16 protein-coding genes are annotated in these 19,714 nt (G+C 57.5%); 6 read left to right on the top strand and 10 right to left on the bottom strand.

Annotation, left to right across the window (positions count from 1 at the left end):
* Window positions 1-243: 243 nt before the first annotated feature.
* From ROO76_11285 to ROO76_11255, 7 genes are all read right to left on the bottom strand, one after another.
* A complete protein-coding gene (locus ROO76_11285) occupies window positions 244-2,226 on the bottom strand; it encodes a cytochrome c3 family protein (GenBank protein ID MDT8068734.1) in 1,983 nt (660 codons plus the stop codon).
* Window positions 2,223-3,305, bottom strand: a complete 1,083-nt coding sequence (locus ROO76_11280; GenBank protein MDT8068733.1) for a 6-bladed beta-propeller — start codon at window positions 3,303-3,305, stop codon at window positions 2,223-2,225. The genes ROO76_11285 and ROO76_11280 overlap by 4 nt, the downstream gene beginning before the upstream one ends.
* Entirely contained in the window at window positions 3,287-5,143 is a 1,857-nt protein-coding gene (locus ROO76_11275; protein ID MDT8068732.1) for a hypothetical protein, read from the bottom strand. The genes ROO76_11280 and ROO76_11275 overlap by 19 nt, the downstream gene beginning before the upstream one ends.
* A gap of 24 nt (window positions 5,144-5,167) precedes the next feature.
* On the bottom strand, window positions 5,168-6,175 hold the full coding sequence (locus ROO76_11270; GenBank protein MDT8068731.1) for a peptidyl-prolyl cis-trans isomerase: 1,008 nt from the start codon (window positions 6,173-6,175) through the stop codon (window positions 5,168-5,170).
* 73 nt (window positions 6,176-6,248) lie between these two features.
* Complete coding sequence (locus ROO76_11265) at window positions 6,249-7,130, bottom strand: hypothetical protein (GenBank protein MDT8068730.1); 882 nt, start codon at window positions 7,128-7,130, stop codon at window positions 6,249-6,251.
* Window positions 7,131-7,260: 130 nt separating this feature from the next.
* Window positions 7,261-8,574 (bottom strand): SMP-30/gluconolactonase/LRE family protein, encoded by a 1,314-nt coding sequence (locus ROO76_11260; protein ID MDT8068729.1) that lies wholly within the window; start codon window positions 8,572-8,574, stop codon window positions 7,261-7,263.
* Between the two features lie 17 nt (window positions 8,575-8,591).
* Window positions 8,592-10,025, bottom strand: a complete 1,434-nt coding sequence (locus ROO76_11255; GenBank protein ID MDT8068728.1) for a cytochrome c3 family protein — start codon at window positions 10,023-10,025, stop codon at window positions 8,592-8,594.
* A 444-nt stretch (window positions 10,026-10,469) separates the two neighbouring features.
* Between ROO76_11255 and ROO76_11250 the strand changes: the two genes are divergently transcribed.
* The 4 genes from ROO76_11250 (at window position 10,470) to ROO76_11235 (ending at window position 16,114) form a co-directional block, all read left to right on the top strand.
* Window positions 10,470-11,963 (top strand): cytochrome c biogenesis protein ResB, encoded by a 1,494-nt coding sequence (locus ROO76_11250; GenBank protein ID MDT8068727.1) that lies wholly within the window; start codon window positions 10,470-10,472, stop codon window positions 11,961-11,963.
* A gap of 25 nt (window positions 11,964-11,988) precedes the next feature.
* Complete coding sequence (ccsA, locus tag ROO76_11245) at window positions 11,989-13,407, top strand: cytochrome c biogenesis protein CcsA (protein MDT8068726.1); 1,419 nt, start codon at window positions 11,989-11,991, stop codon at window positions 13,405-13,407.
* Window positions 13,408-13,580: 173 nt separating this feature from the next.
* Window positions 13,581-14,645: an ATP-binding protein gene (locus ROO76_11240; GenBank protein ID MDT8068725.1), complete on the top strand. Its 1,065-nt coding sequence runs from the start codon at window positions 13,581-13,583 to the stop codon at window positions 14,643-14,645.
* A 17-nt stretch (window positions 14,646-14,662) separates the two neighbouring features.
* Window positions 14,663-16,114, top strand: coding sequence for a sigma-54 dependent transcriptional regulator (locus ROO76_11235; GenBank protein ID MDT8068724.1), 1,452 nt, complete (start codon window positions 14,663-14,665; stop codon window positions 16,112-16,114).
* Window positions 16,115-16,176: 62 nt separating this feature from the next.
* Here the strand turns inward: ROO76_11235 and ROO76_11230 are convergent, their stop codons facing one another.
* Complete coding sequence (locus ROO76_11230) at window positions 16,177-16,593, bottom strand: Rrf2 family transcriptional regulator (GenBank protein MDT8068723.1); 417 nt, start codon at window positions 16,591-16,593, stop codon at window positions 16,177-16,179.
* 316 nt (window positions 16,594-16,909) lie between these two features.
* Here ROO76_11230 and ROO76_11225 point away from each other — a divergent pair, with 316 nt between their 5' ends.
* Together ROO76_11225 and ROO76_11220 are read left to right on the top strand one after the other, a co-directional pair.
* Window positions 16,910-17,686, top strand: a complete 777-nt coding sequence (locus ROO76_11225; protein MDT8068722.1) for a formate/nitrite transporter family protein — start codon at window positions 16,910-16,912, stop codon at window positions 17,684-17,686.
* Window positions 17,687-17,726: 40 nt separating this feature from the next.
* Window positions 17,727-18,749, top strand: a complete 1,023-nt coding sequence (locus tag ROO76_11220; GenBank protein ID MDT8068721.1) for an SDR family oxidoreductase — start codon at window positions 17,727-17,729, stop codon at window positions 18,747-18,749.
* Between the two features lie 110 nt (window positions 18,750-18,859).
* On the opposite strand, the gene ROO76_11215 is transcribed toward ROO76_11220, so the two are convergent.
* Both ROO76_11215 and ROO76_11210 read right to left on the bottom strand, forming a co-directional pair.
* Window positions 18,860-19,081: a hypothetical protein gene (locus ROO76_11215; protein MDT8068720.1), complete on the bottom strand. Its 222-nt coding sequence runs from the start codon at window positions 19,079-19,081 to the stop codon at window positions 18,860-18,862.
* 34 nt (window positions 19,082-19,115) lie between these two features.
* Window positions 19,116-19,538: a hypothetical protein gene (locus tag ROO76_11210; GenBank protein MDT8068719.1), complete on the bottom strand. Its 423-nt coding sequence runs from the start codon at window positions 19,536-19,538 to the stop codon at window positions 19,116-19,118.
* Window positions 19,539-19,714: the final 176 nt, after the last annotated feature.

The following is a 19,714-nucleotide window of genomic DNA, read 5'->3' as shown; positions in this document are numbered from 1 at the left end:
CAGCCCCGCGATGGACGGCTGGATCTACTCGGTCTTTGACGTTAGCAACAACTGCATACTGGTTCCTGAATCGCCAGTTCCGGACCGTGAATCAGGCAGGCATTGCGCTGAGGCAATCATTCTGGAAAATTTTGCATTTTCGCAGATCAAATTCAATTGGCGGACGAAGCCATCCCGACCCTAGGAATACGGATCGCACGATTCTGGCATGATCTCGATTCTGGGCCGAGGGAGCCCGCTGATTCACCTTGCCGATCCCAATTTCAGAGCTCCAGTGGTTGTTGTCGTGTGCTGCGTGACAGTGCCGGTGCTGTTGTGATCCCACCCGTGGCATGTGAGCGTACAGGTGTTACTTGTCGGATCGTACTTAATTGCGGCTCCATTATTTTGAGCGACCACGTTGAGGTCGAAGTCCACCAGGCGCGGTCCGGCTGAGGTCCCATGCGCTGTATGGCATGTCGAACAGGACAAACCCTGCCCCCACACATGCGTGTAGTGGCCACCCTTGTTAGTCACTGCAGAGGGCTTGAAACTGGCATCGGACAAGACGCCGCCTGGATTCGTGGACAGGTCGTGGCATTTAGCGCACAGAGCGTATGGTCCGCCGTTGACACCGCTGCTGGCGTCAAGGCTCGGGCTCGGATAGGTGTTGGTGATGGGCGCGCCGGGAGAAGGAGCCTGGCTCATCTCGTATCGGCGTTCCAGCAGATGCCAGAATTGTGATCCGTGCGGGCCAGTCGGTCCGGTGCCACCGAACTCCCGGTTGTCGTCGCTGTTATGGCAATCGGTACAGAAGATTTGCGAACCCATGCTGCGAGTTGCCGGTGTTGTCGCGCCGTTCTCGTTCAGCATGGCGGGGAGCAGGCTCGGCTGGTTCTGCAACAGCGCCTTCGTCATTACCGGGTGCTTCGATAAAGCCGAACTGTTGAACTGCGGAATAACATTCGTAGCGGTAGAGGCTGTTGACGCCCGCAATGGTTCGTACCCGAATCCGGTAAGTGGCGTGCCTGAACTGTTGCCGTGGCAGCGCAGGCATATCTGGTATTGGTTGGGAGCCGGATTCAGCACGCTGGTGCCGTCGGTCTCGCTGATGCCGGCAGTGTTGGCTTCCGAAACACGCGTTCCGGGAGCGTCGTTGAATACCTGTACCTGCTGCGCCGCATGGGAGTTGTGGCAGTCGGCACAGGTCGCGTGACGATTATTGTTCAGCAGCGTGGCTTCATCAGCGTCGTGAGTGTTGATTCCCGCCGGCCACGGGTGCGCGGTTCCGTAGAATGATTGTCCGGCACCCTTGCCCTGCTTCAGGTACTCATCAAAAATGTTGGGGACGCCGGGAGACAACGCTGAACCGCCGTTGTGGCATTGGGCGCAAGGCTGGGCACTCGCGTCGGCATTGGGAAATGGTGTGGCCGGAGCATTCAGTAGTCGCGCGGAACCCGGAGCGTTGTGATTCTGATGGCAAGAGGTGCAGCCGTTCTGCGCAACAGTGGGATAACTGCCGAGACCGCTATTTGCTGAAACCTGATTTGTAGCAGTGGCGTGGATGCCGGTCGACCAGTTCAGGAGCGGGTTGACCTGGCCTGTCATTGTGCGTGCGGGATCGTGACAGGCGAAGCAGAGCTGGCTGTTGGAATCGGGGATCGCGAGAAAGTTCTGTTCAGTCTGATCGATGCTCTGGACGTGAGGATTGTGGCAGCTGTTGCACTCAACGTTGCCGTTGATCAGTTGCACCTTTCCGGTCGGATCGGCGGTCTTGTGGCTCGCGACGAGGGAGGCAGCCAAATCCACGGAGTCCTTGATCGGCAGGTTCAGGCTGATCGGGTGCGATTGCTGCAAATTGGCGCCAAAGCTGTCGGTTCCCGCGATCGGATTCATTGCAATCTTTCCGTAAGCCGCGGTCGTGCCCAATGCGACGGTACCATCATGACAACTTAGGCAAAGGCTGCTGGAGCCTTGAAGCACCGGTTGTGTCGTTGTGTTTGCGGCGGTGCTGCTGGTGTAGGTGGAGTAGGTTTGCTTCGAGAGTGTCTGGTTCCACAGCGGCGTGGCCCCACCGACGCCGCTATGCGGCGCGTGACAGTAGACGCATCCCAACGCGAGTGGACCCTGGGCCTTGCTTCCGGGGCCGAGATTATGGTCGCCCAGAACGTCCGTCGTGATCTGTGCGGACAGTACGCCCACAAACAGCAACAACATTGCGCAGAAAAATGAAGCCCTAAGTTTCACTGACCCGCCCTCACCGGCTTTGCTACTCCGTAGTATTGAAAGACCTGGACGCGCCGGTTAAATGAATCGACCACAAAAACCTTGTCTCTGCGGTCGATGAATAAGCCCGAAGGCAGCTGGAATTCTCCGAACCCGGTTCCTTTCTGGCCGAAGTAGTAAAGAAGCTGTCCTTCGCGATTGAAAACCTGCACCACGCCCCAAAGGCCATCGACAACGTAGAGGTGACCTTCCGAATCGAAGCCGATTCCTTTGGGACGGAACATTTCGCCGGTTTCGTCGCCGAGTTTGCCTATGACGTATTGCACGTTTCCGGAAAGATCCATCACCTGCACGCGGAAATTCATTGCGTCGACTACGGCGAGGGAGTTTCCTTCGAGGCGAAGCTCGGTCGGGAAATTGAACTCGCCGACGGCGGAGCCGTGCTTGCCAATGGTCTGGAGCACATCGCCCTTCATGTCGAGCACGAATACCTGGTCGCGCAGCGTGTCAGTGACATAAATGCGCTGGGCTGCGGAATCGACGGCGATGCCGGTCGGACGCTTGAAGAATCCTTCGCCGCCTTTCAAACTGCCGATGACGCGCTTGAACTTGCCACTGGGCTCAAAGACGAAAATCTTGCCGGCTTCCGAGTCGGTCACATAAATGTTGTCGGCAGAATCGACGGCCACACATTGAGGGCTCTGCAAGCCATTTTTCTCGTTTCGGCGCGCGATGAATTTGTACTTGTGGTGCTCGAAGTCGAAAACGTGAATACCGCGAGCGCCGGGGTCGGTAATGATCGCGCGACCGTGGGAGTCGACGACCACGCTGTAGGGGCGCATCATGAAGTAATGGTCGGGCTCGCCGGCAATGACGTTGAGCACCTTCGTCCAGAATCCCGGCTTCTTCTCTATGTCCCGATCGGAGGTGAAGCTGTTTTCCCAAACTAGTTTTCGGCCATCATTCAGAAGAAGTTCAGGCGGAGCTTCGGCGGGCTTCGTCTTGGGCCGCTTGGAGGCGCAGAGCGGCGTAAGACCGAAGAGGACTGCGCAAGCCAAGACGAGCCATGTGTTCTTCCGGTTTAGAACCAGTTGAACCATCGGTTCACTCCGATGTAGAAGGAATTTAAATTACCAGCCGGAACTCCTGACACACTGATCGCCTGCAGGAATCTTGAATAGCCGCCGACGAAATACATCTGCCGCCATTGGTAGTGAGTGGTCACTCCTATCTGTTCGAACGAGAGCATCGAATTCAAGGTATCGCTCTTGGTATTACTAGACGCCCGGGAGTAGTTGGCAGCAAACGCAAATCGCCGGGCCGGGGAGGTCGAGGCGGCAAATGCGTAGGAGTGTCCGCCGTAGAGAACGATTGCTTCTGGGTTCAGCACCGGATTAGGAATAATTGGCGGTGGCGTCAAGCCTGCAATGGTCTGAATTGCAATCCCATTCGATTCCTGGTAACTGGCGGACGCCGCGAACCACTTTCCGGCAGACAAGCTTGTCGAATAGCTGTTGCTTGCAGAGCTGGCTCCCTGCTGCATCGTCATTCCACTTCGGTTGGTGTTCGCGCCTGCACTCCAGTAAAGCGGACCGAAACGGTGCTGCACCGTGCCGGAAGCGTTGTAAGTGGACGTCATGTAGGTGACTAGCAGCGTCTGTACGTTCTGAGAGTAGCCAAAGCCGAGACCGAAATTCCACCCAGCGATTCCGCGGGAATATGTGGCAGAGTCGCTAAAACCAAAGACCGTGGCGGGGTTGTTATCTTCGCGATTGCCGGTTCCGGACATGTTCGCACTGAAGCCACCGCCCAACAGTTGGTGCGAGAATCGGGCAATGCCCGTATACGAGGTCACCCCAAAATTAGTGCCAAGCCATGTTTGTACGCGGCGCTGGATTTCTCCGCTGAGCGACAGACTATCCAAAGGCGTGTAGTCGACGACACCGATCATGGATAGAGAGTGACTTCCCGAAATAGGAGTAATTTGCTCGGCATTGCCGCCTGCCGCCAGAATCTGCTGTGTGACCGTGCCGCCCAGATTGTCGTCAAAGTCAACGGTGCCGCCGACGGAAACCTTGCTCCAGGGGTGGAGCGCAGCCGTGGTCGTGAATGTGTCGGCACTGGAGTCGCCGTTGAATGTACTGCCGGTGAAATAGTCGTAATTGTTGGAATAGCGGCTGAAACTGGTGGAGAGATTTCCCTGAAGCGGCAATCGATGTGCGGCACTGAAGTTCCAGGTATCGGTGCTGACGTCGGATGTGGAGGTACCTTCCGAATCGGTCAGCAAGAGCGGGACATCGCTGTTTGAAACGGAATGGCTATATCCGCCATTCAGATTGAAGCCATCCCAAACGTAACTCGATCGAACGGTGAAGTTTTTCGCCGCTGTGGTTCCATCCGAGTTTGTACCGTAAATAGAGTACGCACTATGGGTAAGCTGGAATTGCGCCGTTACAGAGGGCAGATCCGGCAAAAGAGCTGACCAGCCGACTGTAAGTGCGTCGCTGTTCCCGTGCGTCGTAAAGTCGGGCAGACCGGGCACCCCGAAATTTCCCTGGCTATTGAACCCCTTCGTGTAGCTGATTGAGCCCGGAAATCGGCTACCTCCAAATATCGCGCTCGATAGGTTGAAGCCGCTGCTGCTCGCGATATTTTGAGAATTAGAATTGGCCCGGGATTGATCGTAGTAAGGCTGAAAACTGAACGAGAGAAAATTTGGCTCGTAGTAGAAGCCGGAGAGATTTCCGGTTCCGTTCCAGTCAATGTTGTGACTGGACTGAATGATGTTGCCATAGCTTCCGGTGTATCCCGTCCCGAGGTTGGCGGTTGCACTACTGAGCTTCAGGTTATCCGTGAGAGAGACCTGAGCGACGCAGTGGACTCCCAGCACCAGGGCGAGAACGGCTATGCAACTCGAGATTGTGAAGCTCTTTTTCACCGCAAACTGACCGTCCGATTCGAATTAGAGTTCCTGTACCTCTGCGCCTTTCCGAAGTCTTTGGTCGAGCTGTGTGCGCAAGCGGTCCGCTTTCTGCCTGCGCAGATTGTTACTGAGTTGGACTCTGACCTCCGCGAAGGTTCTTTTTCGCGCTGGATCATGCTTGTTCAGGCGAATAATCGTATAGGCGCTGCCCAGTCTCACCAGGTCGCTGACCTGTCCGGGGCTCAGGCTGCTGAGGACCTTCACGATCTCGGGAGGCAACTCCGCACTGGGAACTGCCTTGTGATCTCCAAGGTCCACGCGATAGTCATCTTCCGAAATCTTTTCGGCCAGGAGACCAAATTCCTTATATGATTTCGTGGCTTTCGCCTGCCTCAACGCATCGTCAGCACGCCGTGCCGCTTCCTTTTGCTGCTCGGGGTTCGGGCTTTCCGGCGGGAGGATCGAGATGGATTGGAACTGGAACTGGTCGGGAACCTTGAACTTTTCAGGGTTGTGATCGTAGAAAGCCTTCGCTTCGGCAGCGGTGACGACGGATTTTGCATCAATTTCGGATTTCAGAAGGGCTTCAATCAAAAGGGAACGCCGGATTTTGTTTACCAGCAGAACCTTTGAGCCATGGAAATCCTGCCTCAGAACATTTTCGTACTCGGAATCACTATTGAACTGCTTGCGGAAATTGGCCTGCGCTTTTGCCAACCGGGGCGCAGGAATCGTCAGTTTCCGTCGTAGCGCTTCCTGGTAGACCAACTCTTCGAAGATGATCATCTGCATGGCGCCTTTTCGAATTTCGGGCTCCATGGCTTTCGGAAAAGCGCCGTTGTGCTGATTCGCATACGGAAAGATGGTGTACATCTCGCGCAGCAGATCAGACTGCGTTAGCACAACTCCATTTACTCGCACTACCGGCGTGTTGAGATGCGCTACCGGGCCGCTTTGAGCGATGGTGGGTCTATGAGATGCCACCTGAGCATTCACGGAGCTTACGATTGCAACCACCAGGACGGCTATGAGTGCTTTACGCTTCATACTTCCTTTCACTTCGTAAAAAGGGGGAGGGAAACCCTTTCCTCCCCCCGAGTTCAATTAAAAGAAACGAGAATCAGTACCCGTCCGTGACTGTTACGGCACTACCGTTGTTCATTTCGTTCGCCTCAGCGCCATGGCACTGGCGGCAGAACTGCGCGGTAGCGTTGAACCCGGCATTAGTCGCACCCGGATCGTAGTTGCCACGAATGCCGAAGTACGTCTTGTAGTAGCCCTGGACGCCTCCGATTTTGCCCTTGAAGACATTCATCACGTGCTGGTTATGGCAGCTCGTGCAAACCACAATGGGCTTGTTGTTGTACGCTGCAAGGTTGGCGGTGAAACCGTAGTTTGTCGCGAACAGAGTTGACTTTGGACCGTTCATGGTGATGGTGCCGTCACCGTTGTCGGTGCAGTCCCACTGATAATGTGTAGGGTCGCAACCGACGTCCGCGTTCTCGCCTACCGGATGGTCGTTGCCGTAGCCTGCACCGGTGGTGTCATTGCCCAGCAGGGTCGGGATCGGAGTCGCGCCGTAGCCGGCGGGCAGGGTCTCGTACACCTGGTTGGTCATCATGGTGCCCTTTGCCAGTTTGCCGTCATGGCAGCTGAGGCAGAGCAACAATCCGCCGACGCGAGGATCGGAGCCACCGAGGTGGATGTCACCCGAGAGGTTGGCAGGCGCGACGAAGACGTACTTTCCGTTGTCGCCAAATGCAAACGACTGGTTGTAGAGAGGCTGCACGTCCTGACCCCAAAGGGCTACCCAGCTAGTGCTGGGATCGCTCGTCGCCCTGCCGTTGCCGGCGGGGCCGCTGTGCGGGGCATGACAGCCCGCGCAACCACGGCCATGGTTGTTGTGTGCGCCGAGGACATCACCGCTCGGCGAGTAGTTCTGCGCCATCGCCATTCCAGCAGCGAAAACGAGGACCACAAGGATTACCAATACTTTCTTCATTACAGAGGACCTCCTGATGATTAAAGAGCTTGCTTTTGACTGCTTACTGCTGTGTGGTCTGTTACTGCCGGGGAGTGGTGTACAACCCGCTCCCCGGTTTTGGCGGCCCGCGGACCGCCAAAGCTTGTTGCTATGGCGCAGATGAATTCTGTGTTTCTTTTGCGATGTTCTGTTTCTGGCTGCCCGACTGCACTGTTCCCTTTTCAGCCGGAGCTTTGTCAGGGGGCAGTTCTCCGGCTTTCTTTGTGCGTTCTTCCTCGCGCTGTTTCTTCTCGGCCTTGGCTTCGGCGTCCGTGACATAACGGAAGATCTGAATGCGGCCGGGCTGCATCTCCGAGGTGAAGACGCGATTGTTCTTGTCGATGTAAATGCTGCAAAGATTGGTGAACTCGCCGGGGTACTTTCCATAGCCGCCGAAGTAAATCAGCAACTGTCCCTTGCGATTGAATACCTGGACACGGGCGGCCATCGTGTCGGTGACCCAGATATGGCCGTCGCTGTCGATCGCAATTCCCTTCGGGCGCTGGAAGCATCCGGGAGCGTCGCAGTTCTTGCCGAATGTGCTGATGAAGTTTCCGTCGGCGTCGAAAATCTCGACCCGGTCGTTCAGGGTATCGGTGACGTAGAGATTGTCGTCGCTGTCAACGGCGACGCCGGTTGGCCAGGCGAACTGGCCTGGATCCGTGAGTTCGTGATTCTTCCCGGTGGTTCCGATCTTCCGGATCAGTTTGAAACTGTCGAGGTCGTATACGAGAACCTGGTCTAAATCGACATCGGCGACATACAGGAACCGGTTCTCGTTGTCGACAGCGAGGCCGTCGGGAGTAATGAGACCGCCCTCAATCGTATCCTGGAGTTTGTGATCCGGACCGAAGACGAGGATGCGATGGAAGCCACTGTCAGAGACAAATAGCCGGTCCCCGTCGTCGATGGCGAGACCATTGATAGTCTTGAAATTCGCGTCAACGTGATCCTTTATCAGGTGACTTTCTTTGGTTTCCGGATTAAACATGAAGATGGCACCGACGCGGTAATCCGCCGTGTAAACCGTGCCTTTCGAATCCACCGCGATTCCATTTGGCGCGATGAGTTGGAATGGGATCTTCACGTTCTTGTCTTCCATGACCGGCTTCGATCCAGCCAGGCGATCCATCCAACTGGATCTCGGTTTTTCCTTCTTGGCGTCGCGCTCGATCTTTTCGCCGACGTAGTAGCCGATGGTGCGAATGCGGGCGATCGACGGGGGATTGGGGAAAACAATCTTCGAGAGGTCAAAATCTTCCAAGGCCGGCTCGCGACGCTGCGGGACGGTGGAGGTTGGCTGTTTCTTGTTCTTCTTTCCCGCATAGGCCGGGCCGGGAAGGACCACCGCACCCACCAACAGCATGACCAGTGCAACCAGCCAGTTGGCGACTATCGAGCGACTTTTGCAAACTCTCAACATCTCAACTCCCCTACACATCAGTGCTGCATGAATTCTTGCGGTGTATGGCACTGGCCGCAGAATTTGCGGTCATTCTTCATGTCATTGACCAGCAGATCCGGTTGCGCCGAAGAATGCGGTTGATGGCAGCTGAGACACGTCAACTGCGTTTTGACTTTGTTCGGATCCTTTAAATCCATGACACTCGACGTTGGGTGTCCGATGACCGGGTGTCCGAGTCCATACTTCAGGGGCAGAGCTACGGTCTTATCGAAGTAATTCCCGGGCAGAAGCACCTTGCCATCGAAAATGCTGACCAGATCTTCGCCTTCAAGCTTCTTCGGATTTCTGTCAGGACCGTGGCACTCGAGACAGAGGTCGTTCACGGACTTGGCGCGAAGCAGATGCTCGTTGTCTCCGCCGTGCGGTTCGTGACACGTCGCGCAACCTTGTTGGAAAGCGGGCTGATGCAGATATTTCTTCTTGCCCTGCTCAGCCTGGTCGGTATGGCAGGCCAGGCATGCACTCACCGGATCCGGTTGCAGGAAGCCCGGCGAACGCCCGGCATGGGGGTTGTGACAATCGGTGCAATCGCCCATCGCACCGGGGTGCTGAACTTTCGCCTTTTCGATCTGCTCTTCTTTATCGGAGTGGCAAGTAAGGCAGAGTTCCTTGCTTGAGGCCTGGGTCAGAACGACTTTTCCGTCCTTCGGCGGCTGGTGGCAGGTGCTGCAAGAGTCCTTGCCACCCTGGAAAGGCGCATGCACGAAGGCTTGCATTAATTTGGGAAGTTTGGACTGGTGCGGATCGTGACAGCTCAAGCAGTCGGCCGTTGCGAACGGTTGCCCGTCATGGGCTTTCACCAGGCTCTCGTCTTTAACATCGTGGCAGTCGAGGCAAAGCGCCGGCGCGTCCTTGGTCAGGTGATAGCGGAATTCTCGCTTCGTGGGGTCGCCTACCTTGTGGACGTTGTGGCAGGTGTCGCAGCCCATGTCGAGCGCGGGGTGCCGGCTACCGCCCTTCGGAATATCGACGCCGGTCTTGTGGCAGTTCAGGCAAAGGTTCTGATTTGCATCGCCACTCGTGGGCTTCAGCAACTGGTTCTTGTTGTCGGAAGTGTGCGGGTCGTGGCACTTGATGCAGTCTCGAACCGCGGGCGGGTGAACCTTGCCTTTCAAGTCTGCGGCATTCTTGTCGGCATGGCAGGTCAGGCACAGGGAACCCGGGGTCGAAGTGATCAGCTTGACATGCGTGATTTTGCCGTCTTTGGAGTTGCGAATCTCGTGGCAACTGGTGCAGCCCATGGCGATCGCGGAGTGAACGAACTTGCCCTGCGATTTGTCGCTGTGGCACTCGATGCACTTTGCGGAATCGGTGTTCTTATCCAGCGGGACCGGATGCTGTACCCCATACAGCTGGGATGTTGCGAGCGCCAGTCCAACACCGAAGATCGTCCGCACTACACCTTTCACAACTACCTCCACTGCGAGCAGGTGGAGAGTGCAATACGCTGACCGGAACCCCGGAAAACGTGAAGGGCCTCCAGTACGAATTCGCTAAATGGTTGACAATAAACGAGCATTCAGGTTCTAGAGAGCCCACGCCAGATAGCACCAAGGTGCCTAACATCAACAGAATCCGTCACTTACGTGCCATATTCGTGAAAACGCCGATGGGTGATTTCACGGCCAATGTGCGGGAGATCGCCCTGTCGCGGGAAAGAACCAAGGGAGGCGCCGCCGGACCTGATTGAATGCGCGATCTCGTCACATCGATGAGTGATTTGGCCCACTTTTCAGCAGATTCGCCGATTCATCACAGCCGCTAAGCTGCACTGAGGACTACAGTTGCGGGGAACGTCGGGTCTTGGACTCGCAGTTGCAGTGATGATGTGGTTGGAAAAGGAGCCCAGCATCATGGGTGTATCTGCGCTTTGGACGAAGTTCTATAAAACGCTGGCCTCGATTCGTACCGGAGTCATCCTTCTCATAATTGTTGTGATCTTTTCAGCCGCCGGGACCCTGGTAATGCAGCGGCCGACGAGCGAACCCGGACAATTGGAGCGAGCCTACTCCCCATCGACACTCGCACTGCTGGATCGCATCGGGTTGACGGATGTGTTCCACTCCTGGTGGTTCCTGTCCCTCCTCGCGCTGGTCAGTCTCAGCATCATCTTTGCTTCGCTTGAGCGCTGGCCGAACGCGTGGCGGTTTTATGCACGACCGTACCGCCGGCCTGAACCTCACTTCCGCGCCGCCCTCCCCCACCGCACGACGATTCCAATTCGAGATGCGGATGAGGGAATCGAGGCAGCCGAGAGGGCTTTTCGCAAGCTGAGGCTTCCGACAGAGCGCATCTCCGGCAGCGAAGGCACTTCGTTGTACTCGGAAAAGCATCGTTTTGCGGTGCTGGCGGTTTACGTGATCCACGCCAGCCTGTTGTTCATCTTCGCCGGCGGAATCGTTGACGGACTACTTGGCTACCGCGGCTTCATGAGCATCGACGAAGGCCAGACTACGAACCGATTCCTGGTCCGAACCGCCAAGGGCGAATTCCCAAGGACATTGCCGTTTTCGATCCGGTGTGACGAAGCTCGCCAGGAAAACTACAAAGACGCCGAGAAGCGCGACACCGGCATGCCGAAGAAGTATTGGTCGAAGCTCGACGTAATCGAAAACGGGCAAGTCACCAAGACGAAGCAGATCATCGTCAACGACCCGCTGGTGTACCGCGGCATTCGGCTGTTCCAGGCAAGCATGGGACAATCCGGAACGCTGCGATTCGCGACGCTCGTAATCAGCGATGCCGCAGGCAAAACGCAGGAAGTCAAGCTGAAGCCTGGCACGACAGCACCGCTTGGGCCTGACACCTCTATAACGTTCGCGAAATTCGTACCTGACTTTTACATCCAGGACAACGACGTCTACACCAAGTCGGAATCACCGAATAACCCGGCGCTCGGTTTTGTGGTGACGAAGGCAGGACAAGAGCACAAGGCGTGGATATTCGTCGCCAACGGCATGACCGCCGATGTTCCAGCCCTGGGTATGAAGCTGACGCTCACCGGCGGCGAAATGAGGAACTTCACGGGACTCGAAGTTTCTTACGAGCCCGGCCAGTGGGCGGTATGGACCGGATGCCTGCTGATGGGCGTGGGCCTGGTTATCGCGTTCTACGTAATCCATATGCGGTTCTGGGCGATCGCCGTTCACGATGAAAGACAAGGCCTGGTGTTGTGGGTCGGCGGTGCATTCAACAAGAACAAGGAAGGGTTTGAAGACCGTTACAAAGCCCTGATTTCCGCCATCGAACGAGAGATACAGGCTCGCGAGTCACAACCGCCAATTTCGAATAACAAAAATAAGAAAGCGAAAGAATCTGCGCGCGAAACCACCACGATGGTTGTGTAATCGCGGCATGGAATCGGAGAAATAAATGTCGAGAGCAAAGGCACAACAGCAACCTGCGGCAGCCGGAGGAATGTTCCTGGTGCTGGTAGCGCTGGGAATGGCGTTCCTGCTGTTTACCGCATTCTTAAATGTCATAAAGGCAAAGGCCGGGGCTCCGCTGGCCAACGAGAGCAATATGCTGTACATGGCGCTGGTGTTCTACGCGGGCGCCGGCGCGCTCTACATGGGATACGGCGTCACCGGGATCGAGCGGTATGTAAGTTACGCATCTTTCGCCACGCTGCTTGGGTTCCTGGCGAACACGGCAGCCGCGGCGCATCGCTGGTACATCGCCGGACGACCACCGTTCTCCAACATGTACGAAATGTTGTTGAGCTTCGTCTGGACGCTGGCGCTACTGACGCTGGTTGCCGAGCGGTTCTACAAGGTCAAGATCATCGGCAGCGTGACCATGCCCTTGGCGGTGGTCAGCGTCATCCTGATGCAATTGATGCCGTCGGAAGTTCGCCCGCTGGTTCCGGCGTTGCAATCGACCTGGCTGCACGTCCACGTCACGCTGGCGATGCTGGCTTACGCTGCCTGTGCCGTGAGCTTTGCGCTCTCGATGATGTTCCTGATACAGGACAAAATGAAGACCGAGACATTCCAGGCGCTGACCGCTGCTGGAATGGTCGCGGTGTACAGCTCGATGATGCTCCGCTTCAACAATGGCGGATTTAATGTCATCGCGTGGGACCCAGCGGCGAAGGAAGAGGTTTTCGTAGCGCAGAATGTGCGCCTGTTCGTCACGATCCCGGCATTAGGCGGATTGTTCGTGCTTGTGTTGCTCTCGGCACTGGTACCGCTGGTGCTGTACGCGATTGCCCGGATTAACAAAGACGAGTCTTTTGATGGCTGGGCGAACCGGTTTATGTTCATCACCATTGTCCTGCAGATCATCGGCGTAATCATCCTGGCGATCCGCATGCGCGGGGGAGAGTATCCCTCGGCTTCGCCAGACATGCCCGGGATGTTCCCGACGGCGCTGCCGGCAAGCCCGTTCATTCTCTCGGGTATCGTCGGTGGAATTTTCGCCGGACTACTGTACCTGCTCCTGCTATGGCGCCGCAGCGGTCTCGAATCGATGCTCCCCTCCACCGAAAACCTCGATCGGCTGACCTATCGCACGGTAGCCATTGCGTTCCCGCTGCTGACCGCGATGATAGCCACCGGCGCCTACTGGGCCAACCAGACGTGGGGTTCGTACTGGAGCTGGGATCCAAAGGAAACCTGGGCCGCGATCACATGGCTGGTTTATGCCGGGTACCTGCACATGCGAATCACCCGCGGTTGGCGTGGGCGTCGCGCGGCGTACTTCGCAATCTTCGGGTTCATCGTTGTGATCTTCACATTTTTCGGAGTGACCTACCTGTTACCGAGTATTCACGGCTACGCAACGATGTGAGCGGCTTTCAGACCTCCTGATAGCTCACCGCTGCCTTTTCACGATACGAGGGTCGACCAGACCCTCGTTTTTTTGCCGGCCTCCGGCATACCCCGTAGGTCACAAGTGGCTTGTGAGGCGGGTTGCGGGGATTGATAATGGAGTCAGCACTCAACATTTCAGGGAGACAGCGGGTGAGCCGGGTTCGACTGAACTGGCAAATGAAGGCCGTACTGCCGGTCGCGGCAGTGCTAGTGAATGGCCTCCTGCTGTTTGTGCTGGTCACGCTCTCGCAGGAGAACACGCAACGCAACACGGTGCTGGTGATTGCCACAGCGGGCGCGGTGGCGATCTGTGCCGTGATGATCATGGTGCTGGCAGTCGTGGTTCACCGGCCCATGACCGAGTTGCAGGAGAAGATCGAACGGGTCCGCGAAGGCGATCTGACCGTCTCTGTGAATTTTGCGGACCGCAATGATGAGATTGGTGACCTGGGCAAAGACTTCAACGACATGGTACGGCAGCTTCGGGAAAGCCGCGAGGAGATCCAGCGACTGCACCGCACGCAGATATCACGCGCCGAGCACCTGGCTACACTTGGTGAATTGGCGGCGGGACTGGCGCATGAAATTCGCAATCCGCTGGCCGGCATCGCCGGCGTGATGGATGTGATTGGTCGCGACCTGCCGAAGGAGAGCCCCGCCCGTTCGGTGCTGAAGGATGTGCGAAGCGAGGTAGTGCACATCAATCGGATCGTCTCCGAACTGTTGGAGATCGCAAGGCCTAAGCAACCGGAATTTCGCAGGGCCGACTTGAACGCCACCGCCGAGCACGCGGTAATGTTTGCGAGGGACCATGCGGCTTCCCGAGGCGTCGAAATCGAGTTGACGAAGGATATGGAGGGAATCGAGATCGAGCATGACGCCGGACAGATTCACCAGGTTCTGTTGAACCTACTGCTGAACGGCGTTCAGGCGTGCGATCAAGGTGGCAAGGTTGTACTCCAGGTGGCGCACACCGAAGATTCCGTTCAGTTGACGGTAGTGGATACTGGAAAGGGAATCCCGCCGGAGATCATCGGGAATATCTTCCGGCCGTTCTTTACTACAAAAGGGAATGGAACAGGATTGGGTTTGTCGCTGGCGCGGCGAATGGTAGAGGGCCATGGTGGCCGGCTGGAGGTTTCCAGTTGGGTTGGGAAAGGCAGCCGGTTCGTTGTGTCGCTGCCCAAAGAGCGCCCGCAAACGGTTGGGGCGTAGTAGATTGGTAACAGGAAATGCCTGCCGAAAAAGTGCTGATTGTAGATGACGAAAAGCTGGTCCGCTGGACCCTGCGTCAAAAGTGCCAAGAGTGGGGCTACCAGGTACTGGAAGCGGAGACCGGCACGGCGGGACTGCGCCTGATTCACTCCGAGTCGCCGGATCTTGTTTTGCTCGACGTCCGATTGCCGGACATCAATGGTTTACAGGTTCTGGAGCAGCTGAAGCAGAACGGCGAAATGCCGCGCGCAGTCATCATGATCACCGCCGACGCACGCGTTGATGACGTCAAATCCGCGATTAAGCTCGGGGCTTACGATTTCGTGGAAAAAGCGCCGGATTTCCACGACGCGCTGGAAGTGACGATTAAGAACGCACTGGAAGCGACGCGGCTTCGGAGCGAGGTCGAGTCGCTGCGTGGCGAAGTGCGGAGGCGCTCGGGATTCCACGATGTCATCGGCACCTCCGGCAAGATGACGGAATTGATGAGTTTCGTCCGCAAGATCGCGGTGAGCGAAGCGACGACGATCCTTATCCAGGGCGAAAGCGGAACCGGCAAGGACCTGATCGCGAAAGCCATTCACTACCAGAGCCGCCGCCAGAACAAACCGTTCATCGCGATCAACTGCTCGGCCATCCCGGAAACCCTGATGGAAGCCGAGTTGTTCGGGCATGAGCGCGGAGCCTTCACCGATGCCAAGGCAATGAAGCGCGGATTGTTTGAGGTCGCCGATGGCGGAACGTTGTTCCTCGACGAAATCGGCGAACTTTCGCCGCTGCTGCAAGCCAAGTTACTGCGCGTGCTGGAAGATCAACTGGTGCGGCGGGTCGGCGGGGTCCGCGACGTGCAGGTAGATGTTCGCGTGATTGCGGCGTCGAATCGTGATCTCGAAAAAGCTGTGCAGGATGGCGAGTTCCGGCAGGACCTTTATTACCGCCTGGCAATCATCTCGGTTTTCCTGCCGCCGCTGCGCGACCGCAAGGAAGACATTCTGCCGCTGGTCGAGTTCTTCATGAAGCGTTACAACCGGAAGTTCCGCAAAGAGATCAAGGGCGTAACGGAAGAAACCAGCAAGCTTCTCCACAAGCACGACTGGCCCGGCAACGTTCGAGAATTGAAGAACGCCATCGAGCGCGCCATGATCCTTGAGGAAGAAGAGATGCTGCACCCGGATTACCTTCCATTCGCTGTCGGAAAACGCGCGGCAAGCGGGATGACGGCATTTGAGGCAAGTTCGACCGGAAACGGCTCGCGAGAGTTGGGGAACGGTCGTGCGCTGCCGAAACTCAGCATTCCCGACGGCGGCACCTCGTTGGAAGAGGTAGAACGCGCCTTCGTGGAAATGGCGCTGACGCAGGCTAATGGAAACCAGACGCAGGCCGCAAAGCTGCTCGACATCAGCCGCGACGCGCTGCGATACAAGCTGAAAAAGTTCAACTTAGGGCATGGCGACGAAATAGACGAGTAGCCTCCCTATGCGAACTAAACTCGGACCCGGCGTTTCATACTGGACTGTCAATGCGCTGACGTTTACTTGATGCGGAGGGGCCCGAATTCTGCTAACTCCGCCAGCGTAGTTCCTTCCAGAAACCCGACGAATTCATTCCGCACTTGCTTCCATCGGGAATGCGCCGGGCACGGTGCATCGTCGTTACACACTCCGGTTCCCAGGACACACTCCAACTGGGTTGTGGAGGAGTCGAACAGCGAGACAATGTCCAGCAGCCGGATCTCCGTGGCTGGCACTGCCAGGCGATAGCCGCCACCGGCACCACGAGTAGCCTCGATCAGGCCGGCGTTGCGCATGACCAGCATGATCTTGGAAAGGTAATTGGACGGAACCGAGGCTTCTTCGGAAAGCTTTCGCCCGAGGACGGTTTCGCCAGACTGCATGCGAGCCAGACAACTGAGTGCGCGAATCGCGTACTGCGAAGTCGTGGAAAGCATGGTTCTCCCCCGAAAGCCATGGGTACTCTGCCGATTGATGCTCGGGGGAACATCCCGCCAGAGTTCGGCTGAGCATAGGCCCCGCTGGTTTGCGCCACCGTGACGGCAATCACGGCTCGTCGTGCGAAGGATCACGGTACAAAATCGATTTAGACTTGAGTATCGAAGTAGATGGAGCTTGCCCGCGGCCGGGCCGAACCAGGGGAAACACCCGCGAGCTAGCTCCATCGCCTATCAGAGCAGGATCCCGCTCCCCTTTTCAATCCACCTGCTCCAACTCCACACTCAAATCGATGCTCTAAGGCTGAGTACTGCTATGGCCGAAGAGACCTCTACCACTCGACGCACCGCCCACGAGATTTTCGAAAAGGTCATTGAAAGTGCCGCCGATGAATTGAAACGTTCTTCCCGTGCGCTCGCGTTCTCGGGAGTCGCCGGTGGTATGGGCATGGGACTGACGGGACTGTCGGTGGCGGTTGCACAAAGCGTGCTTGGCGACGGAGGCTGGCAGCAGTTTGCGGCGCTAATGTTCTACCCTCTCGGCTTCGTCGCCGTCATCATTGGCCGGGCTCAACTCTTCACAGAAAACACGCTCTTTCCGGTGGCGTTGATCCTGACCGAACGAAAACACGTCTTTAACACCCTGCGATTGTGGACAGTCGTGTTCCTGGCAAACATCGGCGGGGCCATGTTGTTTGCGCTCGTAACGATGAAAACCGGAGCCCTGCCCTATGACGTCGGCATTCGGCTGGCGGCTCTCGGCATCCGCTCGGTTGCGGGCAGTTCCGGGCATATCTTCTGGAGTGCCGTGATTGGCGGTTGGATCATCGCGCTCATGGCGTGGACGGTGACGGCGAGTCACTGGACGATAGGCCAGATTGCGGTGGTCTGGATGCTCACCGTCATCGTTGGGATGGGGCGTTTCGCCCACTGCATTGCCACCAGTGGTGAAATTCTCAGCGCGGTGTTCACCAGCCAGGTCGCGTTTTCAACGTACGGCCACTGGCTGCTGTTTGCCACGCTTGGAAATATCCTCGGCGGAGTCACATTCGTGACCCTGCTCAATTTCGGGCAAGTAAAGCTGGAGGAGTAACGAAATGCGAGTACCGAGCAAACGAACATTGTTATTAGGTATGGCAGGTACGATCACCGCAGGCGCCCTGGCCAGTGCGGGAGCGGTCGTCGCGGCCGGTGCACTGGTGCGTCGCCTGCGTTTGGCCGACATGAGCGGAAAAATAGTCCTGATCACCGGAGGCTCGCGCGGGTTAGGACTGGCAATCGCGCGCGAGTTCGTATCGCTCGGCAGCCGGGTAGCAATCTGCGCTCGCGACCAGGCAGAACTCGAACGGGCTGCTGTAGATTTGCGACAGCGTGGCGGCTCGGTCCTCACCATCGTCTGCGACGTCGCCGACCGTGAACAGGTCGGGCAAATGGTTCAGCGCGTCAAAGATGAGTTTGGCCAGATCGATGTACTCGTCAACAATGCCGGCATCATCAGCGTTGGGCCGATCGAAACCCAGACCATCGACGACTTTCGGGAAACCATGGACGTGATGTTCTGGGGCCATGTGAACACGATCTTTGCCGTGCTGCCGGAAATGAAGCGTCGACGGAGCGGCTGGATCGCCAATATCTCTTCAATTGGCGGCAAGATCAGCGTGCCGCACCTGGTGCCCTACTCCTGCGCGAAATTCGCGAGCACCGGATTGTCGGAAGGTCTCACGGCGGAACTGGCGAAGGATGGAATCCACGTAACGACCGTCATTCCCGGCCTGATGCGCACCGGGTCGCACGTGAACGCCTTCTTCAAAGGCGACCACAAGGCGGAGTACACCTGGTTCAGCCTGTCGGCAACAAGTCCGCTGAGTTCCATCAGCGCTCGCCGTGCCGCGCGATCCGCCGTCAATGCCATCCGGCGCGGCCAGCCTGAATTGATCCTCAGCATCCCGGCGAAACTCGCGGTTGCGGTACATGGGCTGCTGCCCGGAACCACCGCGCGCTTAATGGGACTGACAAACCGCGTATTACCGGGTACCGGCGCCGAGGACAAGACACGACAGCGCGGGCACGAGAGCGAGTCGGCGGTCACTCGTTCGCCGCTCACGGAACTTGGCAAGCGCGCCTCGCGCGAGTACCTGCAAAACCCGGCAAGCTGACGACAGGCGAAATCGGCGGAGCGCGGCCCACACTCATGCGGGACGATGCATCCCACTCGTGAGCGCCCTCGGGTGCACGCATTCTGCAACGTAGGAGCCGACTTATGGCGTCACGAGCGAAAGCCACAGCAATAACCGATCACGATGAAATACGGCGATGGGCGGAAGAGCGAGGCGCGCGTCCGGCGTGCGTTCGCGGAACCGGCAGTAATGACGATGTCGGCATGATCCGCCTCGACTTCCCCGGCTACTCCGGCGGAGAGTCGCTCGAGCAAATCTCCTGGGACGACTGGTTCCGGTCCTTCGACGAGAACGGGCTGGCGCTGTTGCACCAGGAAACCACTGCAGGCGGACAGAAGAGCAACTTCAACAAGTTGATTGCGCGAGCCACCGCGGAAGGCCGCCAGCGCAGCGCACACGCGCGTCGCGGTTCGCGTTCCGCCGGGAGCGGAGGTGCAGGTTCTCGTACAACTCGCGCGCGTAGTGAATCCAGCACTCGACCTCGCTCCACATCTTCTGGCCGCAAATCGACAGGCACGCGCGCTCGCCGGACGGAAGCGCGCGGCGAATCCCGCCGCAGCAGCGCACGCGGCACTCGCTCGAAGTCGAGAACGGGCTCGCGTCGCGCAACGACTTCACGCGCTCGTCGATCTGAAACTCGCGGCAAAACCAGTCGCGGTTCGGCAACCACACGGGGCAAGCGGCGAAGCACGACTGTACGGGGTACCGCAAAAACAGGCACACGTACACGGTCCTCACGCTCGACCTCGCCTTCGTCGCGCGGCTCACGCACGACCTCGCGACGAACGAATGCGCGCGGGGGCCGCAGCAATCGCGGCAATATCGTCGCAATGAAGAGGACGAGCCGGCATCGCCGCACGCGACGCGCCGCCTAACCCCATGCGAACAAATTTCTCCACGGCGGACCGAGGAGACGATCCCGATCCGCCGCCGCCACCTTCGCA

This window comes from Terriglobia bacterium, assembly GCA_032252755.1.
GTDB lineage: Bacteria > Acidobacteriota > Terriglobia > Terriglobales > Acidobacteriaceae > JAVUPY01.
This window is presented reverse-complemented; position numbering and strand designations above follow the sequence as displayed.